We start from the raw sequence: 24,376 nt of genomic DNA, 5'->3' as shown, positions 1-24,376 counted from the left end.
GCCGGCCCCGGGATCGACAGGAGGGCGTATGTCCAGGTTGCATGTGTCGCCGCACACGGTCCAGCTCACCAAGACCTTTGCGCAGGGAAGCCTGCTGACCGTCATCGGCATCGTCTCGGCCATCACCGCGGCGACGCTGATCTACGTCTGGCTGTTCACCTGAGGCGCGGCGGCCAGCCGGCCCGGCACCGGCGCGTCGCGGGTGGTGCTGGCGGGCTCGGAGCGCGGGTGTGCGCGCAAGAGCGTGGGTGCGGCCAGAATGGCCTGTCGGGCGCTGCCCGCCTGCCCCATGGAGACGCCCTTGAGCACTGCCCCGCCCCGCCCCGCCCTCGCGACAGCGCCCCACCACGCCGCCAGTGACATCGTGGCGCTGGATGCAGTGGCCTTGTCGCGCGCGATCGCCGCCCGCCAGCTGTCCTGCCGTGAGGTGATGCAGGCCTACCTGGCGCAGATCGACCGCTTCAACCCGCAGGTCAACGCGATCGTGTCGCGCCAGGATCCCGACGATCTGCTGCGTCAGGCCCAGGTCTGCGACGACGAACTGGCGCAGGGGCGGTCGCGCGGCTGGATGCACGGGTTTCCGCTGGCCCCCAAGGACCTCGCCAACACGGCCGGCATTGTCACCACCCAGGGTTCGCCGCTGCTGCGCGACCAGGTGCCGGCGACCGACGCGATCGTCGTCGAGCGCATGCGACGGCAGGGCGCGCTGCTGATCGGCAAGACCAACACGCCGGAATTCGGCCTCGGCTCGCACACCTACAACACGGTGTTCGGCACCACGCGCAACGCCTTCGATCCCAGCCGCTCGGCAGGCGGCAGCAGCGGCGGGGCGGCGGTCAGCCTGGCGCTGAACATGCTGCCGGTGGCCGATGGCAGCGACATGATGGGTTCGCTGCGCAACCCGGCGGGCTGGAACAACGTGTTCGGCCTGCGCCCGTCCTGGGGCCGCGTGCCCCACGGCCCGGCCCAGGAGGTCTACGTCCAGCAACTGAGCACCGAGGGGCCGATGGCCCGCACCGTCGGCGATCTGGCGATGCTGCTGTCGGTGCAGGCCGGTTTCGACGCCCGTTCCCCGCTGTCGATCGCCGAGGACCCGGCGCAGTTCACCCGGCCCCTGCAGCGGGACTTCCGCGGCGTGCGCATCGGCTGGCTGGGCGATTACGGCGGCCATCTCGCCACCGAGCCCGGCGTGATGGCGCTGTGCCGCGACGCGCTGCGCCACTTCGACAGCCTGGGGTGCTCGGTCGACGAGGTGCTGCCCGACTATGCACCCGAGCGCCTCTGGCGCACCTGGCTCACGCTGCGGGCCTTCCTGGTCGCCAACCTGCTGGCCGGGCCGCATGGCCGCGAAGCCACGCGCGCGCAGATGAAACCCGAGGCGGTCTGGGAGGTCGAGCAGGGCTTGACGCTCAGCGCCGCGCAGGTCTGGCAGGCCAGCGTCGACCGGACGGCCTGGTACCAGGCGCTGGGTGCGCTGTTCCAGCGCTTCGACTACCTGGTGCTGCCCAGCGCGCAGGTCTTTCCGTTCGACGCGCGCACGCCCTGGCCCGACACCATCGCCGGCCGCCCCATGGACACCTACCACCGCTGGATGGAGGTGGTGATCGGCCCGACGCTGGCCGGCCTGCCGGCGGCGGCCGTGCCGGCCGGCTTCAGCCCGGCGGGCCTGCCGATGGGGCTGCAGATCATCGGCCCGGCCCACGCGGACCTGGCGGTGCTGCAGCTGGCTTACGCCTGGGAGCAGGCGACCGGGTTCACGCAGCGGCGCTCGCCGCTGCTGGGCTGAAAGACCCCGCTGGCACGGTGCCCTCCGCCGCCGGCTGGCATGATGGGCCCGGAGGCGGCCTGCCGGGCCGGCGCGCGGCGCCCCGCAGTCCCCCCGCCCCGTGTCCACGTCGAATCACCGCAGGCCGCCGCGCCGGCGTACAGGAGGCCCACCCATGTCGTCTCGCACCGTTCAACTCCATCGCGTGCTCCGGACCCGGCCGGAGAAGGTCTATCGCGCCTTCCTGGAGCCCGAGGCGATGAGCAAGTGGCTTCCGCCCTACGGCTTCACCTGCACGGTGCACCAGATGGACGCCCGGGTGGGCGGGCGGTTCAAGATGTCGTTCCGCAACTTCTCGACCGGGACCGGCCACTCGTTCGGCGGCGAGTACCTGGAACTGGTGCCGGACGAGCTCATCCGCTACACCGACCAGTTCGACGATCCGAACCTGCCCGGCCTGCTCCAGGTGACGGTCCGCCTGAAGCCGGTGCTGTGCGGCACCGAGATCGCCATCACGCAGGACGGCATTCCCGACGCCATCCCGCTGGAGATGTGCTACCTCGGCTGGCAGGAATCGCTGGCCCAGCTGACCACGCTCGTCGAGCCGGACATTCCGGGCTGAGGCCGGGCCGAGCAAGCCCCCTGCGGGCTGGCAAGTGCCAGCCGAAGCGCCCGGGCAGGTAAGCCCGGGCGTGGGGTGCGAACGCACGGACCGCGAGGCGCCCGGCACGCGGCGCCGCGGCGTCCACCCGGCCCGGCCGCGCGTCGCGCGTCGCGTATGCTTGCCGCGATGAACCACCCGGTACAAAAGTCGCCGCCGCGGCGCGGCCGTCCCACTCGCCATGAGCCCGCTCCGGTGGCCGAAACTCCAGGGGCCGAAGCCCCGGTCGCCGGACGCACCAACGACCCGGACCGCACCATGGCGGACATCCTGGAGGTGGCCACGGCGGAGTTCGCGGGCAAGGGCCTGGCGGGCGCGCGCATCGACGAGATCGCGGCGCAGACCCGCACCAGCAAGCGGATGATCTACTACTACTTCGGCAGCAAGGAGGGTCTGTACCTCCGCGTGTTAGAGGAAGCCTATTCGCGCATCCGCCGCATCGAGGCCGAACTGAAGCTCGACGCCCTGGCACCGGAACGCGCGCTCCGCACGCTGGTCGGATTCACCTGCGATTATCTGCTGGCCCATCCCGATTTCGTCAGCCTGGTGATGAACGAGAACATCCGCCATGGCGAGTCCCTGGCCCAGTCGCGCACCCTCCAGGACCTGAACGATCCGATCATCGCCGCGGTGAACCAGGTGTACCGGCGGGGCGTCCGTTCCGGCGCCTTCCGGCCCGGGCTGGACCCGGTGGACCTGCACATGTCCATCTCGGCGTTGTGCTTTTTCAACGTGTCCAATCGCCGCAGTTTCTCGCTGGCCTTCAAGCGCGATCTCGACGCGCCCGCGGCCATCGCGGCGCGCCGCGAAAGCATCGTCGAGATGGTCCTGCGCTACGTCCAGCGCTGAACCGCCGATCGCTCCGGATCGTCGTGTCAAAAATGTACCATTCGGTACATAATGGGTCCGCACCGGTGACGCCAAGACGGCGTCCAACCGGTCTTTGTGAGGCTTCATCATGATCACCGGCAAGACCACCCTCATCGCGCACCTGGGCTACCCGACGGCGGCTTTCAAGGCGCCGATGATCTACAACCCCTGGTTCGAACGCCAGGGCATCGACGCCGTGGTGGTGCCGATGGGCGTGAAGGCCGACGACTATGCCGCCACGATCGCCGCGTTGCGCAAGTTCACCAACCTGCGCGGCGCGCTGGTGACCATGCCGCACAAGGTCAGCACGCTGGCGCTGGTGGACGAGCTCACCCCCACCGCCCAGGTGGCGGGGGCCTGCAACGCGATCCTGCTGCGGCCCGACGGCTCGCTGCTGGGTGACCAGTTCGACGGCGCCGGCTTCGTGCGCGGCGTGCTGCGCAAGGGCTTCGCGCTGCAGGGCAAACGCGTGCTGGTCTCGGGCAACGGCGGCGTCGGCTCGGCCATCGCGGCGTCGCTGGCGGCCGCCGGCGTGGCCGAGATGAGCTTGTTCGACCACGTCTCGGCGTCGTCCGACGCGCTGGCGTCGCGTCTGAACCGTCATTACCCGCAGCTCAAGACCCGCACCGGCTCGAACGATCCGGCCGGCCAGGACCTGATCGTCAACGCCACGCCGCTGGGCATGGCCGATGGCGACCCGTTGCCCTTCGACATGGACCGCGTGGCCCCCGGCACCTTCGTCGGCGAGGTGGTGATGCGCCAGGCCATCACGCCGCTGCTCGCCGCCGCGCAGGCCCAGGGCTGCCCGATCCAGATGGGCACCGACATGTTGTTCGAGATGATTCCGGCCTACCTGGAGTTCTTCGGCTTCGGCACCGCCACGCCGGACGAACTGCGCGCGGTCGCTCAGATCACCTATTGACCCGACCCTTTACGGAACCCCGCCATGACCCAGATCCTGATGCTGCACGGCATCAACCACAACATGTTCGGCAAGCGCGACCCGGCGCAGTACGGCACGATCACGCTGGCCGAGATCGACGCCCGCCTGCAGGCCCTGGGCCGCGAGCTCGGCGCCGAGGTCGACAGCTTCCAGACCAACTCCGAGCGCGAGATGGTCGAGCGCATCCACCAGGGCTACACCGACGGCGTGGACGCGGTGCTGATCAACGCCGGCGCCTGGACCCACTACAGCTACGGCATCCGCGACGCGCTGGCCATCCTCACCTGCCCGGTGGTGGAACTGCACATGTCCAACATTCATGCCCGCGAGGCCTTCCGACACCACTCGGTGCTGGCCGAGATCGTGCGCGGCCAGATCTGCGGCTTCGGCGTCGACAGCTACCTGCTGGCGCTGCGCGCGGCCGTCTCGGCCGTGAACGCCGCGGCGCGCTGACTCCCGGCACGCGTCGCGATGCCGAACGTCCTCAACGTCACCGGTCCGATCTACCTGCTGATTGCCGCCGGCTATCTGCTGGTGCGCCTGGGCGTGCTGGCCCAGGCCGACATGCGGGTGCTGGGCCGCTTCGTCGTGCAGTTCTGCATCCCGGCGCTGCTGTTGCGCACCCTGGTGCACCTGCCGATCCGCGAGGTGCTGCACTGGAACTACCTGCTGGCCTACGCGGGAGGCTCGCTGGCATCGCTGTTCACCGTGCTGCTGTTCTCGCGCCAGGTGCTGGGCCGGCCGTTGTCGCTGGCGGCGATGCAGGGCATGGGCTCGGCCGCGTCCAACAGCGCTTTCGTCGGCTACCCCATCGTCCAGCAACTCATCGGCCCGAGCGCCGGCCTGGCGCTGGCGCTGGTGCAGCTGGTCGAGAACCTGCTGGTCATCCCGCTCGGCCTGATCCTGTCCGACGCGCAAGGCGGACAGCAGAGCGCGGCGCAGGTCTTGCGGGCCACCGGCCGGGGCCTGGTCCGCAACCCGATGATCCTGGCCATCGTCGGCGGCCTGGCGGTGTCGGCGCTGGCGCTGCCGATCCCGGTGATGCTGGACAAGGCGGTGAGCCTGGCTGCGGGCGCCGCACCGCCGACCGCGCTGATCGTGATCGGCGGCTCGCTGGTCGGCCTGCGCCTGGACGGCCTGCGCAGCGAACTGGCGATGGTGGCCTGCGGCAAGCTTCTGCTGCATCCGCTGGCCGTGCTCGCCGGCTTGGCGGTGGTGGGCGTCCTGATCGCACCGGTGCCCGCGCCGCTGCGCGGCGCCGCGGTGCTGTTCGCGGCGATGCCCATGCTCAGCATCTACCCGGTGCTGGCGCAGCGTCATGGCCACGAGCGCTTCAGCGCCGCCGCGCTGCTGGCAGCGACGCTGCTGTCCTTCGTCACCGTCAGCGCCTTGGTGGCGCTGATGCCGCCGGCCTGGCTGGCCGCGCCGTAGCCGAGCCGTGATCGCCGGCAGCGCGGGACCGCTATCCTCGGAACGATGAAACTCTATCTGGCCCGCCACGGCGAGACCGATCTCAACATCGACGAGCGCTACCAGGGTCGCAGCGACGCGGCGCTGAACGCCAGCGGCCTGGCGCAGGCCCAGGCGCTGGCCGCCGCGCTGCCGGACGACATCACCCGCATCGTCAGCTCGCCCCTGCAGCGCGCGCTGCAGACCGCGCAGACGGTGGCCGGCTCGCGCGGCCTGGCGGTGGAGGTGGTGCCGGCGCTGCGCGAACGCGACTTCGGCGTCTTCGAGGGGCTGACCGCCGACGAGGTGGCCGAGCGCTTCCCGGCGCTGTGGCAGGCCGGCGTGATGACCGCCTGGGACCTGCCGCCGCCCGAAGGCGAAAGCACCCGCGAGGTCGTGCAGCGGGTCGGCGACGCGTTGGAAGACTTGCAGTCCCGCCACGCCGGCGAGGTGCTGCTGCTGTGCGTGCATGGCTTCGTGATCCGCGCGCTGCGCTACCTGATGGATGGCCTGTCCGAATCCGAGTTCTTTGTCGCACCGCGCCTGGGCAATGCGCAGTTCCTGGTCAGGCAGGTGCCGGGCGCGCGGGCCGCGCCTCGTGCGCGGTGAGCCAGGTGCCCAGGGCGCCGCAGAACGCGACGCCGGCGATGCCCGGCAGCAGCGTCGCACCGTGCCGCGATCGCGCGCGGACCGCGGTGACAGCGACCTGGAACGCGTAGCGCGCCCACAGCACCATCACCCGCAGCGCGCTCATCGGAGCAGGTAGCCCAGGATCACCTCGCGCACATGCGAAATGCGCTCGGCCAGCGCCTTGGGCGCATCGGCCGGGCGGCCGAAGATGACCGACAAGGTGTGCCGGTTCGACAGATAGAAATAGGTCAGCCCGGCGATCGAGATGTAGAGCTGCGCCGGATCCACGCCGCCGCGGAACTGGCCTTCGGCGCGGCCGCGCTCCAGCACCTCGCCCAGCGTGGCGATCAGCGGCGAGTTCATCTCCAGGATGCGCGTGGAGCGCGCCAGGTGCTCGGCGCGATGCAGGTTCTCGCTGTTGATCAGCGCGATGAACTCGGGGTGGTCCAGGTAGTACTGCCAGGTGAAGTCGATCAGCCGGGCGATCGCCTCCCTGGGCGGGAGCGCGCCCAGGTTCAGCGCTTCCTCGGCGCTGCGGATGCCGGCATAAACGTCTTCCAGCGCGGCCAGGAACAGCGTGTCCTTGTTCTGGAAATAGTAGTAGACGAGGCGCTTGTCGACCCCGGCACGCTGGGCCACGTCGTCGAGCCGCGTGCCGCCCAGCCCGTGCTCGGCAAAGGCCTGGCGCGCGGCATCCAGGATGGCCCGGCGCGAGCGCTCGGCATCGCGGGTGCGCGGCTCGGGGGACGGGGCGGCGGGCGGGCGGGGCATGGTCGTTGAAATTCTCTTTCAGGTGAATTGTGCCAGACCGTCCCGCCACAGATTCGGCTCGTCAGCGATTGGTATCGACTTGCAATTCACCAAATAGGGAATTAATATCCGACCACGATGACGAAAAGCGCGCGCATGCTGATCAACCTGGCCTCGCTGCCCGAGGGTGACGATTCTTTCGACCTGGTGGTGGTCGGCGCCGGCGGTGCGGGCCTGTCGGCCGCGCTGTTCGGCGCGCTCGAAGGCGCCCGGGTGCTGCTGCTGGAGCACACCGACTTCGTCGGCGGCACCACGGCCTGGTCGGCCGGCACCACCTGGGTGCCGCTCTCGCGCCACGCGGCGACGGTCAACCCGGCCGACCGCCTGGCCGACGCGCAGCGCTACCTGGACGCGGTGGTGGGCGACGCCTCCGACGCCGCGCTGCGCCAGGCCTTCCTGGACCACGGCGCGCAGGCGGTGGAGCGCCTGGAGACCGACACCGAGGTCCATTACCGCCCTTACCCGCTGCACCCCGACTACGAGTCGGACCAGCCCGGCGCGACGCTGCAGGGCCGCGCGCTGGAGCCGCTGCCGTTCGACGGCCGGCGGCTGGGCCCGCTGTTCGCGTTGATCCGCCCGCCCATCCCCGAGTTCACGGTGCTGGGCGGCATGATGGTGGACCGCAGCGACATCAACCACCTGCTGGGCATGACGCGCTCGCTGGGCTCGCTGGTGCATTCGGCGAAGATCCTCGCCCGCCACGCGCTGGACCGGCTCAGCCACCCGCGCGGCACCCGGCTGGTGATGGGCAACGCACTGGTCGCGCGGCTGCTGTATTCGCTGTCCCGGCACGCCAACGCCTCGCTGGCGATGCAGGCCTCGGTGGTGGCGCTGCAGGCCGGCCCGGCCGGGGTCGACCGCATCACCGTGGCGCAGCACGGCGTGCAGCGGACCCTCCGCGTGCGCGGCGGCGTGGTGCTGGCCAGCGGCGGCTTCAACCGCCACCCGCAGCGCCGCGCGCAATGGCTGCCCGGCCTGGCCGCCGAAGGGTGCCCCGGCGCGCCGGGGCACACCGGCCAAGCGCAGGTGCTGGCCGAGCGCCTGGGCGCGCGCTTCGGCGCGGGCGGGCCGACGCCGGCGTTCTGGGCGCCGGTGTCCAAGCGCCAGCGTGCCGACGGCAGCACGGCCGTCTTTCCCCACTTCGTGATGGACCGCGCCAAGCCGGGCTTCATCGCCGTCAACGCGGCCGGGCGTCGCTTCGTCAACGAAAGCAGCTCGTACCACCGCTTCGGCCTGGCGATGCAGGCGGCGCACGCGGGCTCGCCGAGCATCCCGGCCTACCTGATCTGCGACGCCGACGCGCTCAGGCGCTACGGCATCGGGATGGTGCGCCCGGGCGGCAAGGGTCTGGCGCCCTACCTGGCCGACGGCTACCTGACCCGGGCCGACAGCCTGGACGCGCTGGCGCGGCAACTCGGCATCGATGCCGGCGGGCTGCAGGCCAGCGTGGCGGCGCTGAACGGCTTCGCCGAGCACGGCGTGGACGCTGAGTTCCAGCGCGGCAGCACGGCCTACCAGCGCAACCTGGGCGATGCCCGCCGCGGCATCCCCAACCCGACGCTGGGCGCGCTGCGGACCGCCCCGTTCTACGCGGTCAAGCTCTACCCGGGCGACATCGGCGCCGCCGCCGGCCTGGTCACCGACGCCCGAGCCCGCGTGCTGGACGAGCGCGGCCAGGCCCTCGCCGGCCTCTACGCCGTCGGCAACGACATGCAGTCCATCATGGGCGGCGCCTATCCCGGGCCCGGCATCACGATCGGCCCGGGCATGGTGTTCGGCTCGCTCGCCGCGCGCGACGCGTCGGCACGCGCCCGGTCCGCCGCCCCGACTTCCTCGTGAAAGAACCCCTCGCCATGAACATTGCCGACACCCTCAGCGGCGCGACCCGCGTCATCGTCATCATCGGTGACCCGATCGCCCAGGTGAAATCGCCGTCGGGCGTGACCCAGCGCCTGATCGACCGCGGCTGCAACGCCGTGGTGGTGCCCCTGCATGCCCGCCCGGCCGACCTGAAGGCCTGCGTCGCCGGCCTGAGCCTGGCCCGCAACGTCGACGGCATGATCGTCACCGTGCCGCACAAGCTGGACGCCTACGCGCTGTGCGCCACCGCCACCGAGCGCGCGCACTTCCTCGGCGGCGTCAACGTGATCCGCCGCAACGCCGACGGCAGCTGGCATGGCGACCACGCCGACGGCCTGGGCTTCGTCGAAGCCCAGCGCGAGGCCGGCTGCGTGCCCGAGGGCCGGCGGGCGCTGCTGGTGGGTGCCGGCGGCGCCGGCTCCGCGATCGCGCAGGCCTTGCTGGAAGCCGGCGTGAGCGCGCTGGCGCTGCACGACGGCGACCCTGCAAAGCGCGACGCCTTGATCGCCCGGCTGCAGAGCCGCTACGGCGCCCGGGTGCGCGCCGGCAACGCCGATCCGACGGGCTTCGACCTGGTGTTCAACGCCACGCCGGCCGGGATGCGCGACGGCGACGCGTTGCCGGTGGACGCCAGCCGGCTCACCGGCGACATGTTCGTCGGCGACGTCATCACCCTGCCCGCGGTCACGCCGCTGCTGCAGATCGCCCGCGGCAAGGGCTGCCGGACCCAGGTCGGCGCCGGCATGTTCGCGGCGGTCTGCGAACGCATGGTCGACTTCCTGCTCGCTGAAGGCCCGCTGGCGTCCGACGCGGCCCGGCTGCGCTGAATCGACCTGCGATGAACGCGGCACCCGCCCCCCTCGCGACCCGGACCGTGGACCTGCTGGTGGTCGGCTCGGGCGCGGCCGGCCTGTCCACCGCGGTCACCGCGGCCGCGCTGGGTCTCGACGTGGAGGTGGCCGAGAAGGCGGCGCAGTTCGGCGGCACCACCGCCTGGTCGGGCGGCTGGCTGTGGATCCCGCGCAATCCGCTAGCGCGCGCCGCCGGCATCGCCGAAGACCCGGAGGCGCCCCGCCGCTACCTGCGCCACGAGCTGGGCGCGCACTTCGACGCGGAGCGCGTCGACGCCTTCCTGGAACACGGCCCGCAGATGATCGAGTTCTTCCAGCGCCACAGCGCGCTGGCCTTCATCGATGGCAACGGCATCCCCGACTTCCACGGCGACAGCCCCGGCGCCGCCCGCGGCGGTCGCTCGGTGTGCGCCGCGCCGTTCGACGGCCGCCGTCTGGGCCGGCACCTGCAGCAGCTGCGCCCGCCGCTGGACCTGATCTCGCTGTGGGGCATGGGCATCGCCAGCGGATCGGATCTGCGCCATTTCATGAACGCGACACGGTCCTGGTCGTCCTTCGTCCACGTCGCGAAACGCGTGCTGCGGCACGGCGTGCAGCGCCTGGTGCACGGCCGCGGCACCCAGCTGGTCAACGGCAATGCGCTGGTGGCCGGCCTGCTCCGCTCGGCGCTGGACCGGGGCGTGAGCCTGCAGGTGTCGTCGCCCGTGGAGCGCTTGCTGCTGCAAGGGGGCCGCGTGGTGGGTGCCGTGCTGCGCACACCGCAGGGCGCGTTGACCGTCCACGCCCGGTGCGGCGTGGTGCTGGCCTGCGGCGGTTTCCCGCACGACCGCGAGCGCATCGCCCGGCTCTTCGCGCATGCGCCGACCGGCGCCGAGCACCATTCGGCCGCGCCGCCCGCCAACACCGGCGACGGCCTGCGCCTGGGCGAGGCGGTGGGCGCCGCGGTGGCCGAGGACCTCGCCGCGGCCGGCGCCTGGGCGCCCGTGAGCCGGGTGCGCCGCGCCGACGGCAGCGTGGGCCATTTCCCGCACCTGATCGAGCGCGCCAAGCCGGGGCTGATCGCGGTCACGCGCCAGGGCCGGCGCTTCGCGAACGAGGCCGACTCCTATTACGACCTGATGTCGGCGCTGTTCGCCGCCACGCCGGCCGGCGAGCCCGTCGAAGCCTGGCTGCTGTGCGACCACCGCTTCATCCGCCGCTACGGCCTGGGCCATGCGCGGCCGGCGCCGGTGCCGCTGGGGGCCTCGCTGCGTTCGGGCTACCTGTTGCGCGGCCGCACCCTTGCCGAGCTGGCCCGGGCCTGCGGCATCGACGCCGCCGCCCTGGATGCCACGGTGGCGGCCTACAACCGCGCGGCAGAGCGCGGCGAGGACCCCGCCTTCGGCCGCGGCCGCAGCGCCTACAACCGCGTCAACGGCGACGCCGCGAACACGCCCAACCCCTGCGTCGCGCCGCTGCTGCAGGCGCCGTTCTACGCGGTGAAGATCGTGCCCGGCAGCCTGGGCACCTTCGCCGGCCTGCGCACCGACGCGCAAGCCCGCGTGCTCGACGGCCAGGGCACCCCGATCGCCGGCCTCTGGGCCTGCGGCAACGACGCCGCCAGCGTGATGGGCGGCCGCTACCCCAGCGGCGGCATCACGCTGGGGCCGGCGATGACCTTCGGCTACCTCGCCGCCCACAGCGCTGCCGGCCGGCCCGCCGGCAGCGCCCCGAACCCCGCCCCCTGATCCTCTTTCCAGGACACCCCATGCCCTCGACCCCCGTCTACGAAATCGCCACGCTGCAGCTGCGCCTGGGCACCACGCCGGCCGCCGCCGCGGCCATCGCCGAGTACGCCAACCACCCCGACGCGGGCGGCCGCCTGCTGGGCTGCTGGTTCGCCGACATCGGCGACCTGAACGAGGTGCTGGTGCTGCGCGGCTTCGAGACCGAGGCCGCGCTGAACGCCGAGCGCCGCCGCACCTTGCTGGCGGCCGATCCGTTCGGCTGCGCCGACCACCTCACCCACCTCAGCCTGCAGAGCTACGCCCCGTTCCCGTGGCTGGCGCCGGTGGAGCCGGCCGCGCTGGGCCCGATCTACGAGATCCGCAGCTACGAGCTCAAGACCGGCGGCCTGCAACCCACGCTGGACGCCTGGGAAAAGGCCTTGCCGGCGCGCTGCGAAGTCTCGCCCTGCACGATCGCGATGTATGCGCTGGATGGCACGCCGCGCATCACCCACATCTGGCCCTGCCGCGACCTGAACGAGCGCTCGGCCACGCGCGCCGAGGCGGTCAGGCGCGGCGTCTGGCCGCCGGTGGGCGGACCGGCCTGGCTGATGCCGGCGATGAAGTCGGGCATCTACCTGCCCACCGCCGTGTCGCCGCTGAAGTGAGGATCGCCCCATGACGCCCCCGCCGCCCGTCTCGCTGGCCCACCTCACGCTGCTCGGCTTGCCGCCGCCGCAATTGATCGGCGTGGCGGCCGAGGCCGGCTACCAGCACGTCGGGCTGCGCCTGCTGCCCTCGTCGCCAACCGGGCCGTCATACCCGCTGATGACCGACGCCGCGATGCGGCAGGAGACGCTGGCGCGCATCCGCGACACCGGGGTGACGGTGTTCGACCTCGAGATCATCCGCCTCGTCGAGGGCTTCGAGGTCGGCCCGCTGCTGCCTTTCTTCGAGGTCGGGGCGCTGCTGGGCGCGCGCGCCATGCTGGTCAGCGGCGAAGACGCGCACCTGCCGCGCTGTGCCGAGGCCTTCGCCCGGCTGTGCGAGGCGGCGCGGCCGTTCGGCCTCAGCGCCGACCTGGAGTTCATGCCCTGGACGGCGACCCGCGACCTGCCCGCCGCCACCGCGCTGATCGAGGCCGCTGGCCGGCCGGCCAACGCCGGCCTGCTGGTGGATGCGCTTCATTTCGCGCGTTCCGACAGCACGCTCGCGCAGGTCGCCGCGCTGCCGCGCGACTGGCTGCATTACGCGCAGGTGTGCGACGCGCCCACCGAGATCCCGGCCACCGTGGCCGAGCGCATCCACTGTGCGCGCGAGGCGCGGCTGCTGCCCGGCGAAGGCGGCATCGCGGTGGCCGAGCTGCTGGCCGCGCTGCCGGCCGATCTGCCGCTGAGCGTCGAGATCCCCAACCCGCCGCGCGCCGCCGCCAGTGCCGTCGCCTGGGCGCGCCAGGCGCGCGTGTTGTCGATCGAGGCCTGGCGCCGTGCCCACCCGTGAGGGTGGCCCCGCCCCGGCGGCGCGTTCACAGCCCGATCAGCGGGCGGGTCACGGCCACGTGGCCGGCCGCGCGATGGAGGTGGGCGACGAAATGTCGCACCGCCGGCTTGAGCAGGGTCGGGGCGAGCGCCATCGCCCCGAGCGTCAGCGTCAGCGGCCCTTCCTTGATCGGCACGATGCTCAGGTAGGGCGCGGCGGCGGGATGGGTCGCGATCGGCAGCGGCATCAGGCCGGCGCAGTCGCCGCGGCTGATCAGCGCCATCAGGCCCAGCGTCGAGTTGACGATCGCCGCCGGTGCCGGGGGCGTCAGGCCGTGCCGCTCGAACAGGCTCTTGACGTAGCCCGCATGCCCGATGGCGCTGGTGTAGACCCAGCGCGCATCGGCCATCTGCCGGAGCGAGCGGCAGCGCGCCTTCGGATGGCCGCGCCCGACCACCACGACCATCTCGATCGGCATCAGCGCGTCGACGTGGATCTCGCCGGCCGGCAGATGGTCGGGAACCGGGCCGACGACCAGGTCGACCTCGCGTTGGCGCAGCAGGCTCAGTTGCCCGAGGTACAGCTCCTCGCGCAGCTCCAGCATCATCGCGGGAAATTCGCGGCCGAAGGTGCGGACGGCTTCGGGGACCAGCAGCAGCAAGGCCAGCGGCACGGCGCCGACGCTCAGCTCGCCGACCATCTTGCCCCCCAACTGGCCGATCTGCTGGACCGCCTCGTCGAGTTCGCGCGTGGCGGCCAGGCCGCGGGCATGCAGGATCTTGCCCTGCGCGGTGGGAATCACCCCGGTGGTCGAGCGCTCCAGCAGCGGCGCGCCGACCTCGCGTTCGAGCTCGCGCACCATCTTGGTCAGCGCCGGTTGCGAACAGTCCAGCGCGCGCGCCGCGTTGCGCAAGCTCCCGGTGTCGATGGCCGTGATCAGGGCCCTGAGTGCCGCCAGCTTGATGACCATCCCGGCATGATAACCAGACGTTATCGCGCCGGGCTGCAGCGCATCTTCTCGACCGCAGCGCCTGTCCCTAGACTGCGCCCCGTCGTGTTGCGCCAGATCAAGCGCAGTGCCTCGCCGGCCCGCGTCCACGCAGCGCGCCGGCACCCCCAGGCGCCTCGTCGCGCGGCCGGGCCCCGACCCGGATTTCTGAACCAGGACCAGCAGGAGACTTGAGATGGCCATCACTGGCAAGACGCGCGTGTTCATGATCGTCGGCGACCCGGTCGCGCAGGTGCGCGCGCCCGAGGTCTACAACCACCTCTTCGCGCGCCATGGCGTGGACGCGGTGCTCGTCCCGGTCAAGGTGCCGCCGGCCCAGCTGGCGGATTTCGTCCGCAACGCCTTCGCGGCCGAGAACCTGGGCGGCTTCTGGGTGACCATCCCGCACAAGGGCGCGATGCAGGCGCTGATGTCGGTCTGCGACCCGGTGGCCCAGGTCGCCCAGGCCGTCAACGCGGTCCGGCGCTCGCCCGCCGGCGGCCTGGAAGGCGCGCTGTTCGACGGCACCGGCTTCGTCAAGGGACTGGACCATTTCGGCATCGCCGTGGCGGGACGCTCGGTGCTGGTCGTCGGCGCAGGCGGCGGTGGCCAGGCGGTGGCCGCCGCGCTGGCCCAGCGCCGGCCGGCCCGGCTGGCGATCGCCAACCGGTCGGTCGACAAGGCCCGCGTGCTGGCGGAGCGCCTGGCGTCGAGCTTCGGCATCGCGGCCAGCGCCGCCGCAGGCGACGACCCGGCCGGCTACGACCTGATCGTCAACTGCACCTCGCAGGGCCTGTCGCCGCAGGACGCCCTGCCGTTCGATCCGGCGCGCGTCGATCCCGGCGCCGCGGTGGTCGACATCATCATGACCCGCGAGCCGACGCCGCTGTTGCGCGCCTGCCGCGAGCGCGGCCTGGCCGCCCACGCGGGCTTCGAGATGCTGGTGCAGCAGGTGCCCGAGTACCTGCGCTTCTTCGGCATGCCGGCGCTGGCCGAGCTGCTGCAGCAGGACCTGGGCGAGGTGCGCAACCTGCTCTACCCCCAATGAGCCGCGCCCGCCCTCGCGAGCGACGGATGCCAGCGGCCGGGGTCTCCCGGCCCAGCCGGAGTCGGCGATGAGCCTGTTCGACGAAGACAAGATCGACTGCCACAACCACATCCTCGACCCGGCCCGCTTCGCCTACGCGCCGGGCACGAGCTACCGTCCGAGCGGGCAGGAGATCGGCAGCCGCCAGCAGCACCAGGCGGTGATGGACGCGTACGGCATCCGGCACGCCTTGATCGTCGGGCCCAACTCCGGCTACGGCGAGGACAACCGCTGCCTGCTCGACGCGCTGGCGGCCAGCGGCGGGCGCTTCAAGGGCATCGCCGTGGTGCCCAACGACGCGTCGACCGAGACCTTGCTGGCCCTGCGCGCCCAGGGCGTGGTGGGCGTGGCCTTCAACCCCAGCCTGCACGGCGTGGCGCATTACGCCGGCGCCCGCCCGCTGATGCGCCGGCTGGCGGACCTGGACATGTTCGTGCAGGTCCAGGTGCAGGACGATCAGATGGTCGAACTCGCGCCCTGGATCCTGGACAGCGGCGCCCGCATCCTGGTGGACCACTGCGGCCGGCCCGACCCGGCGCGCGGGCTGGCGCAGGCCGGCTTCCAGGCCGTGCTGTCGCTGGCGCGCAGCGGGCGGGCGGCGGTCAAGCTGTCGGGCCTGCAGAAGTTCTCGGCCGGCGGCTGGCCCTTCGCCGACGCGCGGCCGTTCGTCGACGCGCTGATCGAGGCCTACACGCTGGACCACTGCCTGTGGGCCTCCGACTGGCCCTTCCTCAAGGCCACCGAGCGGGTGGACATCGGCCCGCTGCTGCGCTGGATGGAGCAGCGGCTGCCGGACGCCGCCGACCGGCGCCGCCTGTTCTGGGACACGCCCTGCCGCCTGCTGAAGTTCGCGCCCTGAAGCCGGCCCGGCCGGCCCGCCGCACCGGGGCCGGCGCCGCGCTTCAGACCTCGACCGGATGCCCCAGGCGGGCGCTGCGCGCCAGCGCCTCCAGCGTCGCGGCGTTGTCGACGCTGGCCTGGGCGGCACGCTGGATCGCCGCCACGTCGCCCGCGGCCACGACCCGGGCGAACGCCTCGGCGGCGAAGCGAAAGCCGCTGCCGACGCCAGAGTGGATTTCCTCGAACGGCACCGTGTTGGCCGTGCCGCGGCGCACCCGCAGCTGGCTGGGCAGGAAGCCGCGCGGATCGGCCTGGCCGGGCGCAGCGGTGTGGTTCAGGTATTCGGTCTCGATCGTGCCCTGGCTGCCCACGATGGTGGCGCGGCGGTGGTTGGCGGTGTCCATCGCGCACGAGAGCTGGGCGCGCCGGCCGTCGGCGTATTCGAGCGTGGCCATCAGGCTGAGGTCGACGCCGGACTCGGTCCAGCTGGCGCTGGCGGCGACCCGTCGCGGCGCCTCGCCCATCGCCAGGCGGATCAGGCTCAGCGGGTAGCTGCCGGCGTCCAGCAGCGCGCCGCCGCCCAGCTCGGGCTGCAGGCGGATGTTGCCCTGCGGCCGGGCCAGCGTGAAGCCGAAGCTGGCCTGCACCGAGCGCACGCGACCGATCGCACCGCCGTGCAGCAGGGCCAGCAGGTCGCCGGTCTGCGGCTGGAAATAGTAGGGGAAGGATTCGAGCAGCATCACGCCATGCCGTTCGGCGGCGGCGAACATCGCCTGGGCCTGCTCGCGGCCCAGTGCCAGCGGCTTCTCGCACAGCACGTGCTTGCCGTGGCGCGCCGCCTCGATCGCCCATTCGGCGTGCAGGCTGTTGGGCAGCGGCAGGTAGATCGCATCGACCTCGGGATCGGCCAGCAAGGCCTCGTAGCTGCCGTGCGCGCGGGCGATGCCCAGCGCCGCGGCGAAGGCCTGGACGGTGGCGAGCTGGCGGCTGGCCGCCGCCACCACCCGCACCGCCGGGCTGGGCGCGACGTCGCGGACGAACTGGCGCGCGATGTGGGCGCAGCCGAGGATGCCGATGCGCAGGGCGGGGCGTGAGGCGGCCATGCGGGCGGCCCTCAGGTGAACAGCTTCGAGCCGTTGCCGTCGAGCAGCGAGCGGGCGCGCAGGCGGTCGTATTCGGCCTTGGGCACCGGCACGGCGCCGAGCCGGCCCAGGTCGTTCATGTGGATGCGGTAGGTCTCGCGCGCCGACCAGGCGGCGGCGGCGGCCACGATCGTCACCAGCAGCGTGATCGCGCCGACGACGAACGGGATGTTGGCGGCCCCCGGCGGCGCGACGGCGGCGAACATCGCCGGCATCAGCGCCGTGATCAGGGTGCCGACGTTCTGCGAGATCGCCATCGCCGAGACCCGGCTGCGGGTCGGGAACAGCTCGGGGTAGAAGCTCGGGAAGATCGCGTTGTAGCCCTGGTAGACCACGCCCCACATCAGCAGCGACATGACGATGGCCAGCCCGACGCTGTGGATGCTGATGGCATACAGGTAGCCGAAGGACAGCAGGCCCGAACCCAGCGCGCCGGCGATCATCGGCTTGCGCCGGCCGATCTTGTCGGACCAGTTGCCGACGAACGGGATCACCACCACCGCCAGCAGGTTGCCCAGCACCGGGATCCACAGGTAGACCGCCTTGTCGAAGCCGATGCCGTAGCCCGGCTGCACCGCATAGGCGGCGCCGAAGATCGTCGCCACCACCGGGATGACGTTCATCAGCGACATGCAGACCACGCGCAGCATGTCGGGGCCGCTTTCGGTGAAGGCCTGCACCACCGGCGCGCGCGGCAGCTTGCCCTGCTCGTCCTCCTCGGCGAAGGCGGGGGTCTCCTCGACCTCGCGGCGAATGTAGTAGCCAATCAGGATGACCACGAAGCTGAGCAGGAACGGCACGCGCCAGCCCCAGCTGTTGAACGCGTCCTTGGGCAGCCAGGCGGCCAGCGGCAGGAACACCGCGGCAGCCAGGATCTGGCCGGCCTGCACGCCTTGCAGCGTGAAGCTGGCGAAGAAGCCGCGCCGGCCGAACGGGGCGTGCTCCAGGATCATCGAGCTGGCGCCCGAGATCTCGCCCGCAACCGCGAAGCCCTGCACCAGACGCAACACCACCAGCAGCGCCGGCGCCAGCATGCCGACCTGGGCGTAGGTGGGCAGCAGGCCCACCGCCATGGTCGATGCACCCATCATGAACATGCACAGGATCAGCACGTTCTTGCGGCCGTGCGTGTCGCCCCAGTGGCCCAGCACGAAGGCGCCGATCGGCCGCGCGACATAGCCGACGCCGTAGGTCGCCAGCGACGCGATGATCGCCAGCTTGGGATCGCCCGCCGGGAAGAACAGCTGCGGGAAGATCAGCGACGCGGCGGTGGCGTAGATGAAGAAGTCGTAATACTCGAGCACCGAACCGATCCAGCCACTGGCCGTGGCTTTCCTGGCTTGATGGGTGCCGTGGGGTTCGGCGTGGTCGGTCGTGTTCATGAGGGTCTCTCCTGGTTTGGGGGCGGTGCGGGCAGGGGCCCGGACTCAACCCACGGCGCGCAGCCGCATCGCGCCCGGCAGGGGCACCGAGCGGCGCAGCACGCCTTCGGCCAGCCACAGCGCGCTGGCGTGCGCCCGCTCGGCCACGTAGGGCAGCGGCAGTTGCTGGTAGTCGTCGTTGAAGACTTCGAAGCTGTAGTCGCCGCGGTAGCCCAGCGCGTCGAGCTTGCGCACCAGCGCAGCCAGCGCCTGGCTGTGCACGCCCTCGCCGGGGAAGACGCGGAAGTGGCGCGCGGTGTCCATGCGCTCCTGCGGCGTGCGGGTCTCCTGCCACATGAAGTCGGCCAGCTGCACCAGGTAGATCTTGGCCGGATCGATGTCGTCCAGCAGTTCCAGCGCGGTGTTGGTGGCGAAGATGTGGTACGAGTCGATGCCCAGCCCGAGGTTGGGGCAGTCGGCCAGCTCGACCGCTTCCCAGGCCTGGTGCACCTCGTTGATGTGGCGGCCCCAGGACAGGCCTTCGAACGCCACCTTGATGCCGTGCGGCAGCGCCAGCATCGCCAGCTTGCGCAGATCGCGCGCGATCGCGTCCAGGTCGCCGGCGGCGTGTTGCGAGGTCGAGCTGCAGGCCAGCAGCACCTTGGCGCCGAGCGCGCGCGCCATCAGGATCATCTGCTTGGCGACGTCGACCTTGTAGGCGTGCAGGTGGCCGTCCAGGCCCTCGAAATCGCGCAACACCTGGAAGCCGGTGACGCGCAGCCCGCTGGCCTTGACGGCGGCCACGGCGGCTTCGATGCCCTGCGGATGGCCGACGAGGTCGCGCGCCGCCAGCATGATCTGGCCGAAGCCGGCCTGCTTCACCGCCTGCAGCCTGGCCTCCAGCGGGCCGGCCAGGGTGATGGTGTCCATGCCGAAATCGGCGACGTGCGCGCTGGTTTTCATGGCGGAAGGGTTCATGGCAAGGTCCGGTTCAACGCGGGTCCAGCACCAGCTCGAAGCTGACGCCGCCGGGCTCGGCGCGGGTCAGCGCGCCGCGCTGGTCGCTGTGCACGCCGCTGTTCGATTCGACGAATTCGACGCCGCGCGCGCGCAGCAGCGTCACGGTGCCCAGCACGTCGGCGGTGCCGAAGGCCACGCGTTCCAGCAGCTCCTCGGTGTCCACGTCCAGCGCGTCGGGCGCCGGCTCGATCAGCTGCCAGTACAGCGTGCCGCACGGGCTGGCCAGGATGCGGCCTTCGGTGAGCACGCCGAAGCTCTGGTCGGCCGGCAATTCGGAGAAGCCGAACAGCTCGCCGTAGAACGCGACCCAGTCGGCCAGGCGCTCGAAACCGATGTACTGCACCAGGCCGAACAGGTGCAGGCCGGCGAGCGCGGGCGGGCGGGTGTCGACCGTGGGGATGGGCACGAAGTCGACGTCGTAGATCGAGAACTCGCGCCAGCGGTCGACGAAGTAGATCCGGCTGTTGCCCACGCCGTGGATGGCCGGGATGTTCAGCTCCATCACCTCGACCCGCGTCGGCACCGCCCAGGCGCCGAGCGACAGCACGCGCTGGTAGGCGTCGGCCGCGTCGCGCACCCGGAAGGCCACCGCCGCGATCGCCGGCGCATCGCCCAGCGCCGGCAGGCCGGCCCGTGCCTGGCCGTCCTGCTCGCGGTGGGCGTTGACGATGATGTTCATCTCGCCCTGGCGGTAGAGCAGCACTTCGCGCGAGCGGTGGCGGGCCACCGGCCGGAACCCCATGCGTTCGAGCTGCTGGCCCAGGGCCTGCGGCCGGGCGGTCGTGTATTCGATGAATTCGACGCCTTGCAGCCCGAGCGGGTTGGGCATCTCGCCGAGGGTTTCGCGGGCAAGCGGAGAAGACTGGCTCATGGGGGGGTCTCGTCGGTTGGGGGTTCCAGCACCGCGCGTTGCGCACGGTCGAGTGCCGGGATGGTGATTCTGCGTCCGCTGCGGGCAGCGTCGCGCACCGCGAGGGTGACGCGCAGGCTGGCCAGCGCATCGGCCGCGCTGACCAGGGGCACGGCGCGGCCGCCGACCACGTCGCAGAAATGGTCGATCTGCCGCTGCAGCGGGTCCAGCGGCGGGGTCGGCAGCACCTCCTTGCGCATCGGCACGGTCCACGAGGCGGGCCCCTGGGCGCGCCACTGGGTCATCGTGGGCACCGCCAGCGAGCCCTCGGTGCCCGCCAGGAACAGGCAGTCCTGGCTGGCGTCGCGGGCGTAGGCCGGGTTCTCGCCGCCGGTCTGCTCCCAGCTGCGCACCGCGGCGGCGGTGTCGGACAGCACCAGCGTGCCGAGCGCGCCGCTGGCGAATTCGAGCACGATGGCGGCGGTGTCCTCGACCTCGTGGCCGCGCACCGCGCTCGACGCGCGCGCCTGCACCGCCACCACGTCGCCCGCCAGCCAGCGCAGGGTGTCGATCTCGTGGACCAGGTTGATCAGGATCGGCCCGCCACCGGCACGCCGGCGCCAGTCGACCTCGAAGTAGGCGGCGGGCTTGTGGAACAGCACGGTGGCGCTGACCGCCACCAGGCGGCCCAGCGCGCCGGCCTGGATGCGCTGATGGGCGAGGTGCAGGGCCGCGCTGTGGCGGCGGTGGTGCCCCACCAGCACCGGCACGCCGGTGGTGTCCACGGCGTCCACCAGCGCCTGCCCGGCCGCCAGCGTGTGGGCCACCGGCTTCTCGACCAGCACCGGCACGCCGCGGCGGATCAGCGCCAGCGCATGGTCGACGTGCAGGTCGTTGGGGGTCGCGATGATGGCGGCATCGGGCAGCGGCCCGGCCAGCAAGCCGTCCAGCGAGCGGTGCGTCGGCACGCCATGCTCGGCGGCCAAGGTGTCGGCGGCCGGGCCTGGGTCGACCACGCTGTGCAGGCCGCAGTTCGGCGACGCGGCGATGCGGCGGGCATGCTCGATGCCGATCAGGCCGGCCCCCAGCAGGGCGATGTGGATCATGGACGGGAGGCTTGCAATGAATGCTGAAAAAGGGTGGCGCAGCCGGGTGACCGCGCCACCGCAAACGGAACCTGCCGGGCAGGTTCACGGGCTCTCCAAGCGGTCATGCTTCGGTGCCGGCCCGCCGCGCCGGCTTCGCCGCGGCGGGCTCGCGCAGGAAGCGTCGTGCTTCAGAAGCGATGGACGATGCCGGTCTGGACGCCGGTGATGGTGCGGCCGTTGACGTCGGCGGCATTGCCGAACTGCGGGTTCAGCGCGGCCGAGCCGGCCAGGCGGAAGCCGGCGTTGGTGCCGTTGCGCAAAGTGTCGACCAGGGCCAGCAGCGTGGTGCGCTTGGACAGGTCGTAGTACGCGCCGATCGAACCGCCCGAGGCATCATGGCCGGCCCCCGAGGTGTCGGTGATGTGGCCCCACAGCGTGCCCACGCGCAGCTGCGGCGAGACGCGGTAGTCCACCGAGGCCTGCACGATGTGGTACATCGTGTTGACCGCCGGATTGGTCCCGGCCACCACGCCGCCGACGTTGCCCAGCACCGTGCCGCCGTTGTTGATCAGCGTGGCACCGCTGCCCGACGGCGCGCTGTTGTTGCTGCGGATGTAGACCAGGTAGACCTTGCCCCGGCCGTAGTCGTAGTTGGCGTACAGGTTGTCGTAGACCACGCTGGCGCCGTAGGTCGCCGCCGACGGGGCCTTGCCGCGCAGGCCGGCGTAGCCGACGCGGAACGGTCCGGTCAGGTAGTCGACACTGCCTTGATAGACCGCCTGGCTGAGCAGGCCGGCGGGGGTGCCGGCCAGCGCCACGTGGGCGTCGACCTGCACGCCGGCGATGCGCGGCGACTGGTAGGACAGATCGCTGTCGTAGCGCGACGGCACGCCGAAGCTGTTGACGATCGAGCCCAGCGTGCGGCTGGTGTAGTCGATGTAGTCGCCCTTGAAGAAGATCGAGCCGTTCTGGCGGCCGGCGCGGAATTCGCCGTACGGCGTGGCCATGCCGACCCAGGCCTGGCGGTCCCAGGCGCGCGAGCCGTCGGCGGCGGCGCCCGAGGTGCCGTACAGGCCGGCTTCGAGGTTGAACTTGGCCGCGTAGCCGGCGCCCAGGTCCTCGACGCCGCGGAAGCCCAGGCGGCTGCGCAGCAGCGCGCCGTCCTCGAGCGCCTTGACCGATGCGCCCGAGGTGCTGTGCATGTAGTTCAGGTATTCGTCGAACGAGCCGTAGACGGTCACGCTGCTTTGCGCTTGTGCGACACCGGCGCAGCACAGGGCGGCGGCGGCGAGGGCCAGGTGGGTGGGTTTGATCGACATGTCTGTCTCCGTTTCTCTGGGTTGGGCTGCGGTGCAGCAGGGTGGGGAACTCGGGGACGCCCGGGCGGCGGCAAGGCTGCGCCGGCACCGGCGACCACGGAGGGTCGCCGGCGGCACGGCGGGGCAGAAGGATTCAGGTCAGGGCGGTGCGGTGGCCGGTTGCGCCGCGGCGTGCGCGCCGCCCAGGAAAAGGCGCTCGATGTGGGGGTCGTTGAGCAATTCGTCGGCCGGCTTCTGCAGCACGCGGCGGCCCGATTCGAGCGCGATCGCCTCGTCGGCGATCTTCAGCGCGCTCTTGACGTTCTGTTCCACCATCAGCACGGTGGTGCCCTGCTGGGCCAGCTGGCGCAGCAGGCGGAAGACGTCGGCCACCACCAGCGGACTCAGGCCGATCGAGGGTTCGTCGATCAGCACCACCTTGGGCCGGATCAGCAGCGCGCGGGCGATCTCCAGCTGCTTCTGCTCGCCGCCCGACAGCGCCGACGCCTGGCTGTGCAGGCGTTCCTTGACGCGCGGAAACTGGTCCAGCACGCCGGGGATGCGCTCGTGGGTCGTCTTCATGCCCAGCGTGACGCCGCCGAGTTCCAGGTTCTGGTAGACCGTGAGCTGGCCGAACAGGTTGCGGCCCTGGGGCACGAACGCGATGCCGTGCTTGACCAGCAGGTCCTTGGCCGGCGCACCGGTGATGTCCTGGCCGTCGAGCCGGATCTGGCCCTGGCGCACCCGCAGCAGGCCGAACAAGGTCTTCAGCACGGTCGACTTGCCGGCGCCGTTCGGGCCCAGCAGCAGCGTGATCGCGCCGCGCCGGGCCTTGAAGCTCAGGTTGTTGAGAATCATGAAGTCGCCGTAGCCGGCGACGACATCGTCGAATTCGATCGCGTGGTCGCTCATCGCACTAGTTCCCCAGATAGGCGTCCAGCACCTGTTTGTTGGCGCGAATCTCGGCCGGCGTACCGACCGCCATCACCTGTCCCTCGACCATCACCAGGATGCGGTGGCACAGCTCCATCACGAAGTCCATGTTGTGTTCGATCACCACGAACGAGCTGGCCTTGCCGTCCGAGCGCGGGGTCTGGTTCAGGGTCTTGAGCAAGGTGCTGATGCCGCCCACCAGGCTGGGATTGACCCCGGCGCAGGGCTCGTCGAGCAGCACCAGGTCGGGGTCGCTCATGAAGGCCATCGCGATGTCGACCAGCTTCTGCTGGCCATAGCTCAGCTCGCCAGCCTTCTTGTGCGCCACGTGGCGGATGCGGAACAGGTCGATCAGCTCGTCGGCCTTCGCGCCCAGGCCCGAATCGCCGGGCGCGAACATGCGGCTGAACATCGAGCCGTGGTGTTCCTGGGCGGCGACGATCAGGTTGTCGCGCACCGTCATCTTGCCGAACACCTGCAGCGTCTGGAAGGTGCGGCCGACGCCGCGGTGGTTGAGCTGCAGCGGCGACAGGCCGGTGATGTCGCGGCCATTGAGTTCGATGCGGCCGGCGTCGGGCGTGATCTGGCCCAGCACGCTGTTGAACATCGTCGTCTTGCCCGAGCCGTTGGGCCCGATGACGCCGAAGATCTCGCCGGGCATCACCTCGAACGACACGCCGCCCACCGCCAGGATGGCGCCGTAGGACTTTTTCAGGTCAGTGACTTTGAGCAAAGGCGCAGTCAT

At 71.6% G+C, this 24,376-nt stretch carries 26 protein-coding genes; 15 read left to right on the top strand and 11 right to left on the bottom strand.

Annotation, left to right across the window (positions count from 1 at the left end; all coding sequences use genetic code 11):
- Nucleotides 1-28: 28 nt before the first annotated feature.
- The 8 genes from AC0N04_RS07390 to AC0N04_RS07355 all read left to right on the top strand — a co-directional run bounded on the left by AC0N04_RS07390 (nt 29) and on the right by AC0N04_RS07355 (nt 6,297).
- Complete coding sequence (locus AC0N04_RS07390; protein ID WP_474280057.1) at nt 29-163, top strand: hypothetical protein; 135 nt, start codon at nt 29-31, stop codon at nt 161-163.
- A 126-nt stretch (nt 164-289) separates the two neighbouring features.
- Nucleotides 290-1,786, top strand: a complete 1,497-nt coding sequence (locus AC0N04_RS07385; protein WP_474280055.1) for an amidase — start codon at nt 290-292, stop codon at nt 1,784-1,786.
- A 154-nt stretch (nt 1,787-1,940) separates the two neighbouring features.
- A complete protein-coding gene (locus tag AC0N04_RS07380) occupies nt 1,941-2,387 on the top strand; it encodes an SRPBCC family protein (protein WP_474280053.1) in 447 nt (148 codons plus the stop codon).
- A 168-nt stretch (nt 2,388-2,555) separates the two neighbouring features.
- Nucleotides 2,556-3,275, top strand: coding sequence for a TetR/AcrR family transcriptional regulator (locus AC0N04_RS07375; RefSeq protein ID WP_474280051.1), 720 nt, complete (start codon nt 2,556-2,558; stop codon nt 3,273-3,275).
- A gap of 109 nt (nt 3,276-3,384) precedes the next feature.
- A complete protein-coding gene (locus tag AC0N04_RS07370; RefSeq protein ID WP_474280049.1) occupies nt 3,385-4,218 on the top strand; it encodes a shikimate dehydrogenase family protein in 834 nt (277 codons plus the stop codon).
- Between the two features lie 24 nt (nt 4,219-4,242).
- The gene (gene aroQ / locus AC0N04_RS07365) at nt 4,243-4,692 is read left to right on the top strand and encodes a type II 3-dehydroquinate dehydratase (protein ID WP_474280047.1); all 450 of its coding nucleotides are present in this window, start codon (nt 4,243-4,245) and stop codon (nt 4,690-4,692) included.
- Between the two features lie 18 nt (nt 4,693-4,710).
- A complete protein-coding gene (locus AC0N04_RS07360) occupies nt 4,711-5,670 on the top strand; it encodes an AEC family transporter (protein WP_474280045.1) in 960 nt (319 codons plus the stop codon).
- A 45-nt stretch (nt 5,671-5,715) separates the two neighbouring features.
- Nucleotides 5,716-6,297: a histidine phosphatase family protein gene (locus AC0N04_RS07355; RefSeq protein ID WP_474280043.1), complete on the top strand. Its 582-nt coding sequence runs from the start codon at nt 5,716-5,718 to the stop codon at nt 6,295-6,297.
- Here AC0N04_RS07355 and AC0N04_RS07350 read toward each other — a convergent pair.
- Together AC0N04_RS07350 and AC0N04_RS07345 are read right to left on the bottom strand one after the other, a co-directional pair.
- Nucleotides 6,254-6,442, bottom strand: a complete 189-nt coding sequence (locus tag AC0N04_RS07350) for a hypothetical protein (protein ID WP_474280040.1) — start codon at nt 6,440-6,442, stop codon at nt 6,254-6,256. The genes AC0N04_RS07355 and AC0N04_RS07350 overlap by 44 nt on opposite strands.
- Nucleotides 6,439-7,089, bottom strand: a complete 651-nt coding sequence (locus AC0N04_RS07345) for a TetR/AcrR family transcriptional regulator (protein ID WP_474280038.1) — start codon at nt 7,087-7,089, stop codon at nt 6,439-6,441. The genes AC0N04_RS07350 and AC0N04_RS07345 overlap by 4 nt, the downstream gene beginning before the upstream one ends.
- A gap of 117 nt (nt 7,090-7,206) precedes the next feature.
- Here AC0N04_RS07345 and AC0N04_RS07340 point away from each other — a divergent pair, with 117 nt between their 5' ends.
- From AC0N04_RS07340 to AC0N04_RS07320, 5 genes are read left to right on the top strand one after another with little or no spacing between them, the layout of a single operon-like run.
- Nucleotides 7,207-8,967 carry an FAD-dependent oxidoreductase gene (locus tag AC0N04_RS07340; protein ID WP_474280036.1) on the top strand — a complete coding sequence of 587 codons (1,761 nt, stop codon included), beginning with the start codon at nt 7,207-7,209 and terminating at the stop codon, nt 8,965-8,967.
- Nucleotides 8,968-8,981: 14 nt separating this feature from the next.
- Nucleotides 8,982-9,815 (top strand): shikimate dehydrogenase family protein, encoded by an 834-nt coding sequence (locus tag AC0N04_RS07335; protein ID WP_474280034.1) that lies wholly within the window; start codon nt 8,982-8,984, stop codon nt 9,813-9,815.
- Between the two features lie 11 nt (nt 9,816-9,826).
- Nucleotides 9,827-11,566, top strand: coding sequence for an FAD-dependent oxidoreductase (locus AC0N04_RS07330; RefSeq protein ID WP_474280031.1), 1,740 nt, complete (start codon nt 9,827-9,829; stop codon nt 11,564-11,566).
- A 20-nt stretch (nt 11,567-11,586) separates the two neighbouring features.
- The gene (locus tag AC0N04_RS07325) at nt 11,587-12,213 is read left to right on the top strand and encodes an NIPSNAP family protein (protein WP_474280029.1); all 627 of its coding nucleotides are present in this window, start codon (nt 11,587-11,589) and stop codon (nt 12,211-12,213) included.
- Between the two features lie 10 nt (nt 12,214-12,223).
- Nucleotides 12,224-13,045, top strand: a complete 822-nt coding sequence (locus AC0N04_RS07320) for a sugar phosphate isomerase/epimerase family protein (RefSeq protein WP_474280027.1) — start codon at nt 12,224-12,226, stop codon at nt 13,043-13,045.
- Nucleotides 13,046-13,070: 25 nt separating this feature from the next.
- Here AC0N04_RS07320 and AC0N04_RS07315 read toward each other — a convergent pair whose 3' ends face one another.
- Complete coding sequence (locus tag AC0N04_RS07315; RefSeq protein ID WP_474280025.1) at nt 13,071-13,994, bottom strand: LysR family transcriptional regulator; 924 nt, start codon at nt 13,992-13,994, stop codon at nt 13,071-13,073.
- A gap of 214 nt (nt 13,995-14,208) precedes the next feature.
- On the opposite strand from AC0N04_RS07315, the gene AC0N04_RS07310 reads away from it, so the two are divergent.
- Nucleotides 14,209-15,060: a shikimate dehydrogenase family protein gene (locus tag AC0N04_RS07310; protein ID WP_474280023.1), complete on the top strand. Its 852-nt coding sequence runs from the start codon at nt 14,209-14,211 to the stop codon at nt 15,058-15,060.
- A 67-nt stretch (nt 15,061-15,127) separates the two neighbouring features.
- Nucleotides 15,128-15,958 (top strand): amidohydrolase family protein, encoded by an 831-nt coding sequence (locus AC0N04_RS07305; RefSeq protein WP_474280021.1) that lies wholly within the window; start codon nt 15,128-15,130, stop codon nt 15,956-15,958.
- Between the two features lie 43 nt (nt 15,959-16,001).
- On the opposite strand, the gene AC0N04_RS07300 is transcribed toward AC0N04_RS07305, so the two are convergent.
- The 8 genes from AC0N04_RS07300 to AC0N04_RS07265 all read right to left on the bottom strand — a co-directional run bounded on the left by AC0N04_RS07300 (nt 16,002) and on the right by AC0N04_RS07265 (nt 24,376).
- Complete coding sequence (locus AC0N04_RS07300; RefSeq protein ID WP_474280019.1) at nt 16,002-17,042, bottom strand: Gfo/Idh/MocA family protein; 1,041 nt, start codon at nt 17,040-17,042, stop codon at nt 16,002-16,004.
- 11 nt (nt 17,043-17,053) lie between these two features.
- Nucleotides 17,054-18,463, bottom strand: a complete 1,410-nt coding sequence (locus tag AC0N04_RS07295; RefSeq protein WP_474280017.1) for an MFS transporter — start codon at nt 18,461-18,463, stop codon at nt 17,054-17,056.
- Nucleotides 18,464-18,508: 45 nt separating this feature from the next.
- Nucleotides 18,509-19,420 (bottom strand): sugar phosphate isomerase/epimerase family protein, encoded by a 912-nt coding sequence (locus AC0N04_RS07290; protein WP_474280015.1) that lies wholly within the window; start codon nt 19,418-19,420, stop codon nt 18,509-18,511.
- Between the two features lie 13 nt (nt 19,421-19,433).
- Nucleotides 19,434-20,333 carry a 4-hydroxyphenylpyruvate dioxygenase gene (locus AC0N04_RS07285; RefSeq protein WP_474280013.1) on the bottom strand — a complete coding sequence of 300 codons (900 nt, stop codon included), beginning with the start codon at nt 20,331-20,333 and terminating at the stop codon, nt 19,434-19,436.
- Nucleotides 20,330-21,418: a Gfo/Idh/MocA family protein gene (locus AC0N04_RS07280; RefSeq protein WP_474280010.1), complete on the bottom strand. Its 1,089-nt coding sequence runs from the start codon at nt 21,416-21,418 to the stop codon at nt 20,330-20,332. The genes AC0N04_RS07285 and AC0N04_RS07280 overlap by 4 nt, the downstream gene beginning before the upstream one ends.
- Nucleotides 21,419-21,588: 170 nt before the next feature.
- Complete coding sequence (locus tag AC0N04_RS07275; protein WP_474280008.1) at nt 21,589-22,719, bottom strand: porin; 1,131 nt, start codon at nt 22,717-22,719, stop codon at nt 21,589-21,591.
- A 138-nt stretch (nt 22,720-22,857) separates the two neighbouring features.
- Nucleotides 22,858-23,610 (bottom strand): ABC transporter ATP-binding protein, encoded by a 753-nt coding sequence (locus tag AC0N04_RS07270; RefSeq protein ID WP_474280006.1) that lies wholly within the window; start codon nt 23,608-23,610, stop codon nt 22,858-22,860.
- A gap of 4 nt (nt 23,611-23,614) precedes the next feature.
- Nucleotides 23,615-24,376, bottom strand: a complete 762-nt coding sequence (locus tag AC0N04_RS07265; protein WP_474280004.1) for an ABC transporter ATP-binding protein — start codon at nt 24,374-24,376, stop codon at nt 23,615-23,617.

The organism is Ideonella sp. sgz306126 (assembly GCF_056032705.1).
The sequence above is the reverse complement of the archived record's forward strand: the minus strand, read 5'-3'. Positions and strand labels throughout refer to the sequence as shown.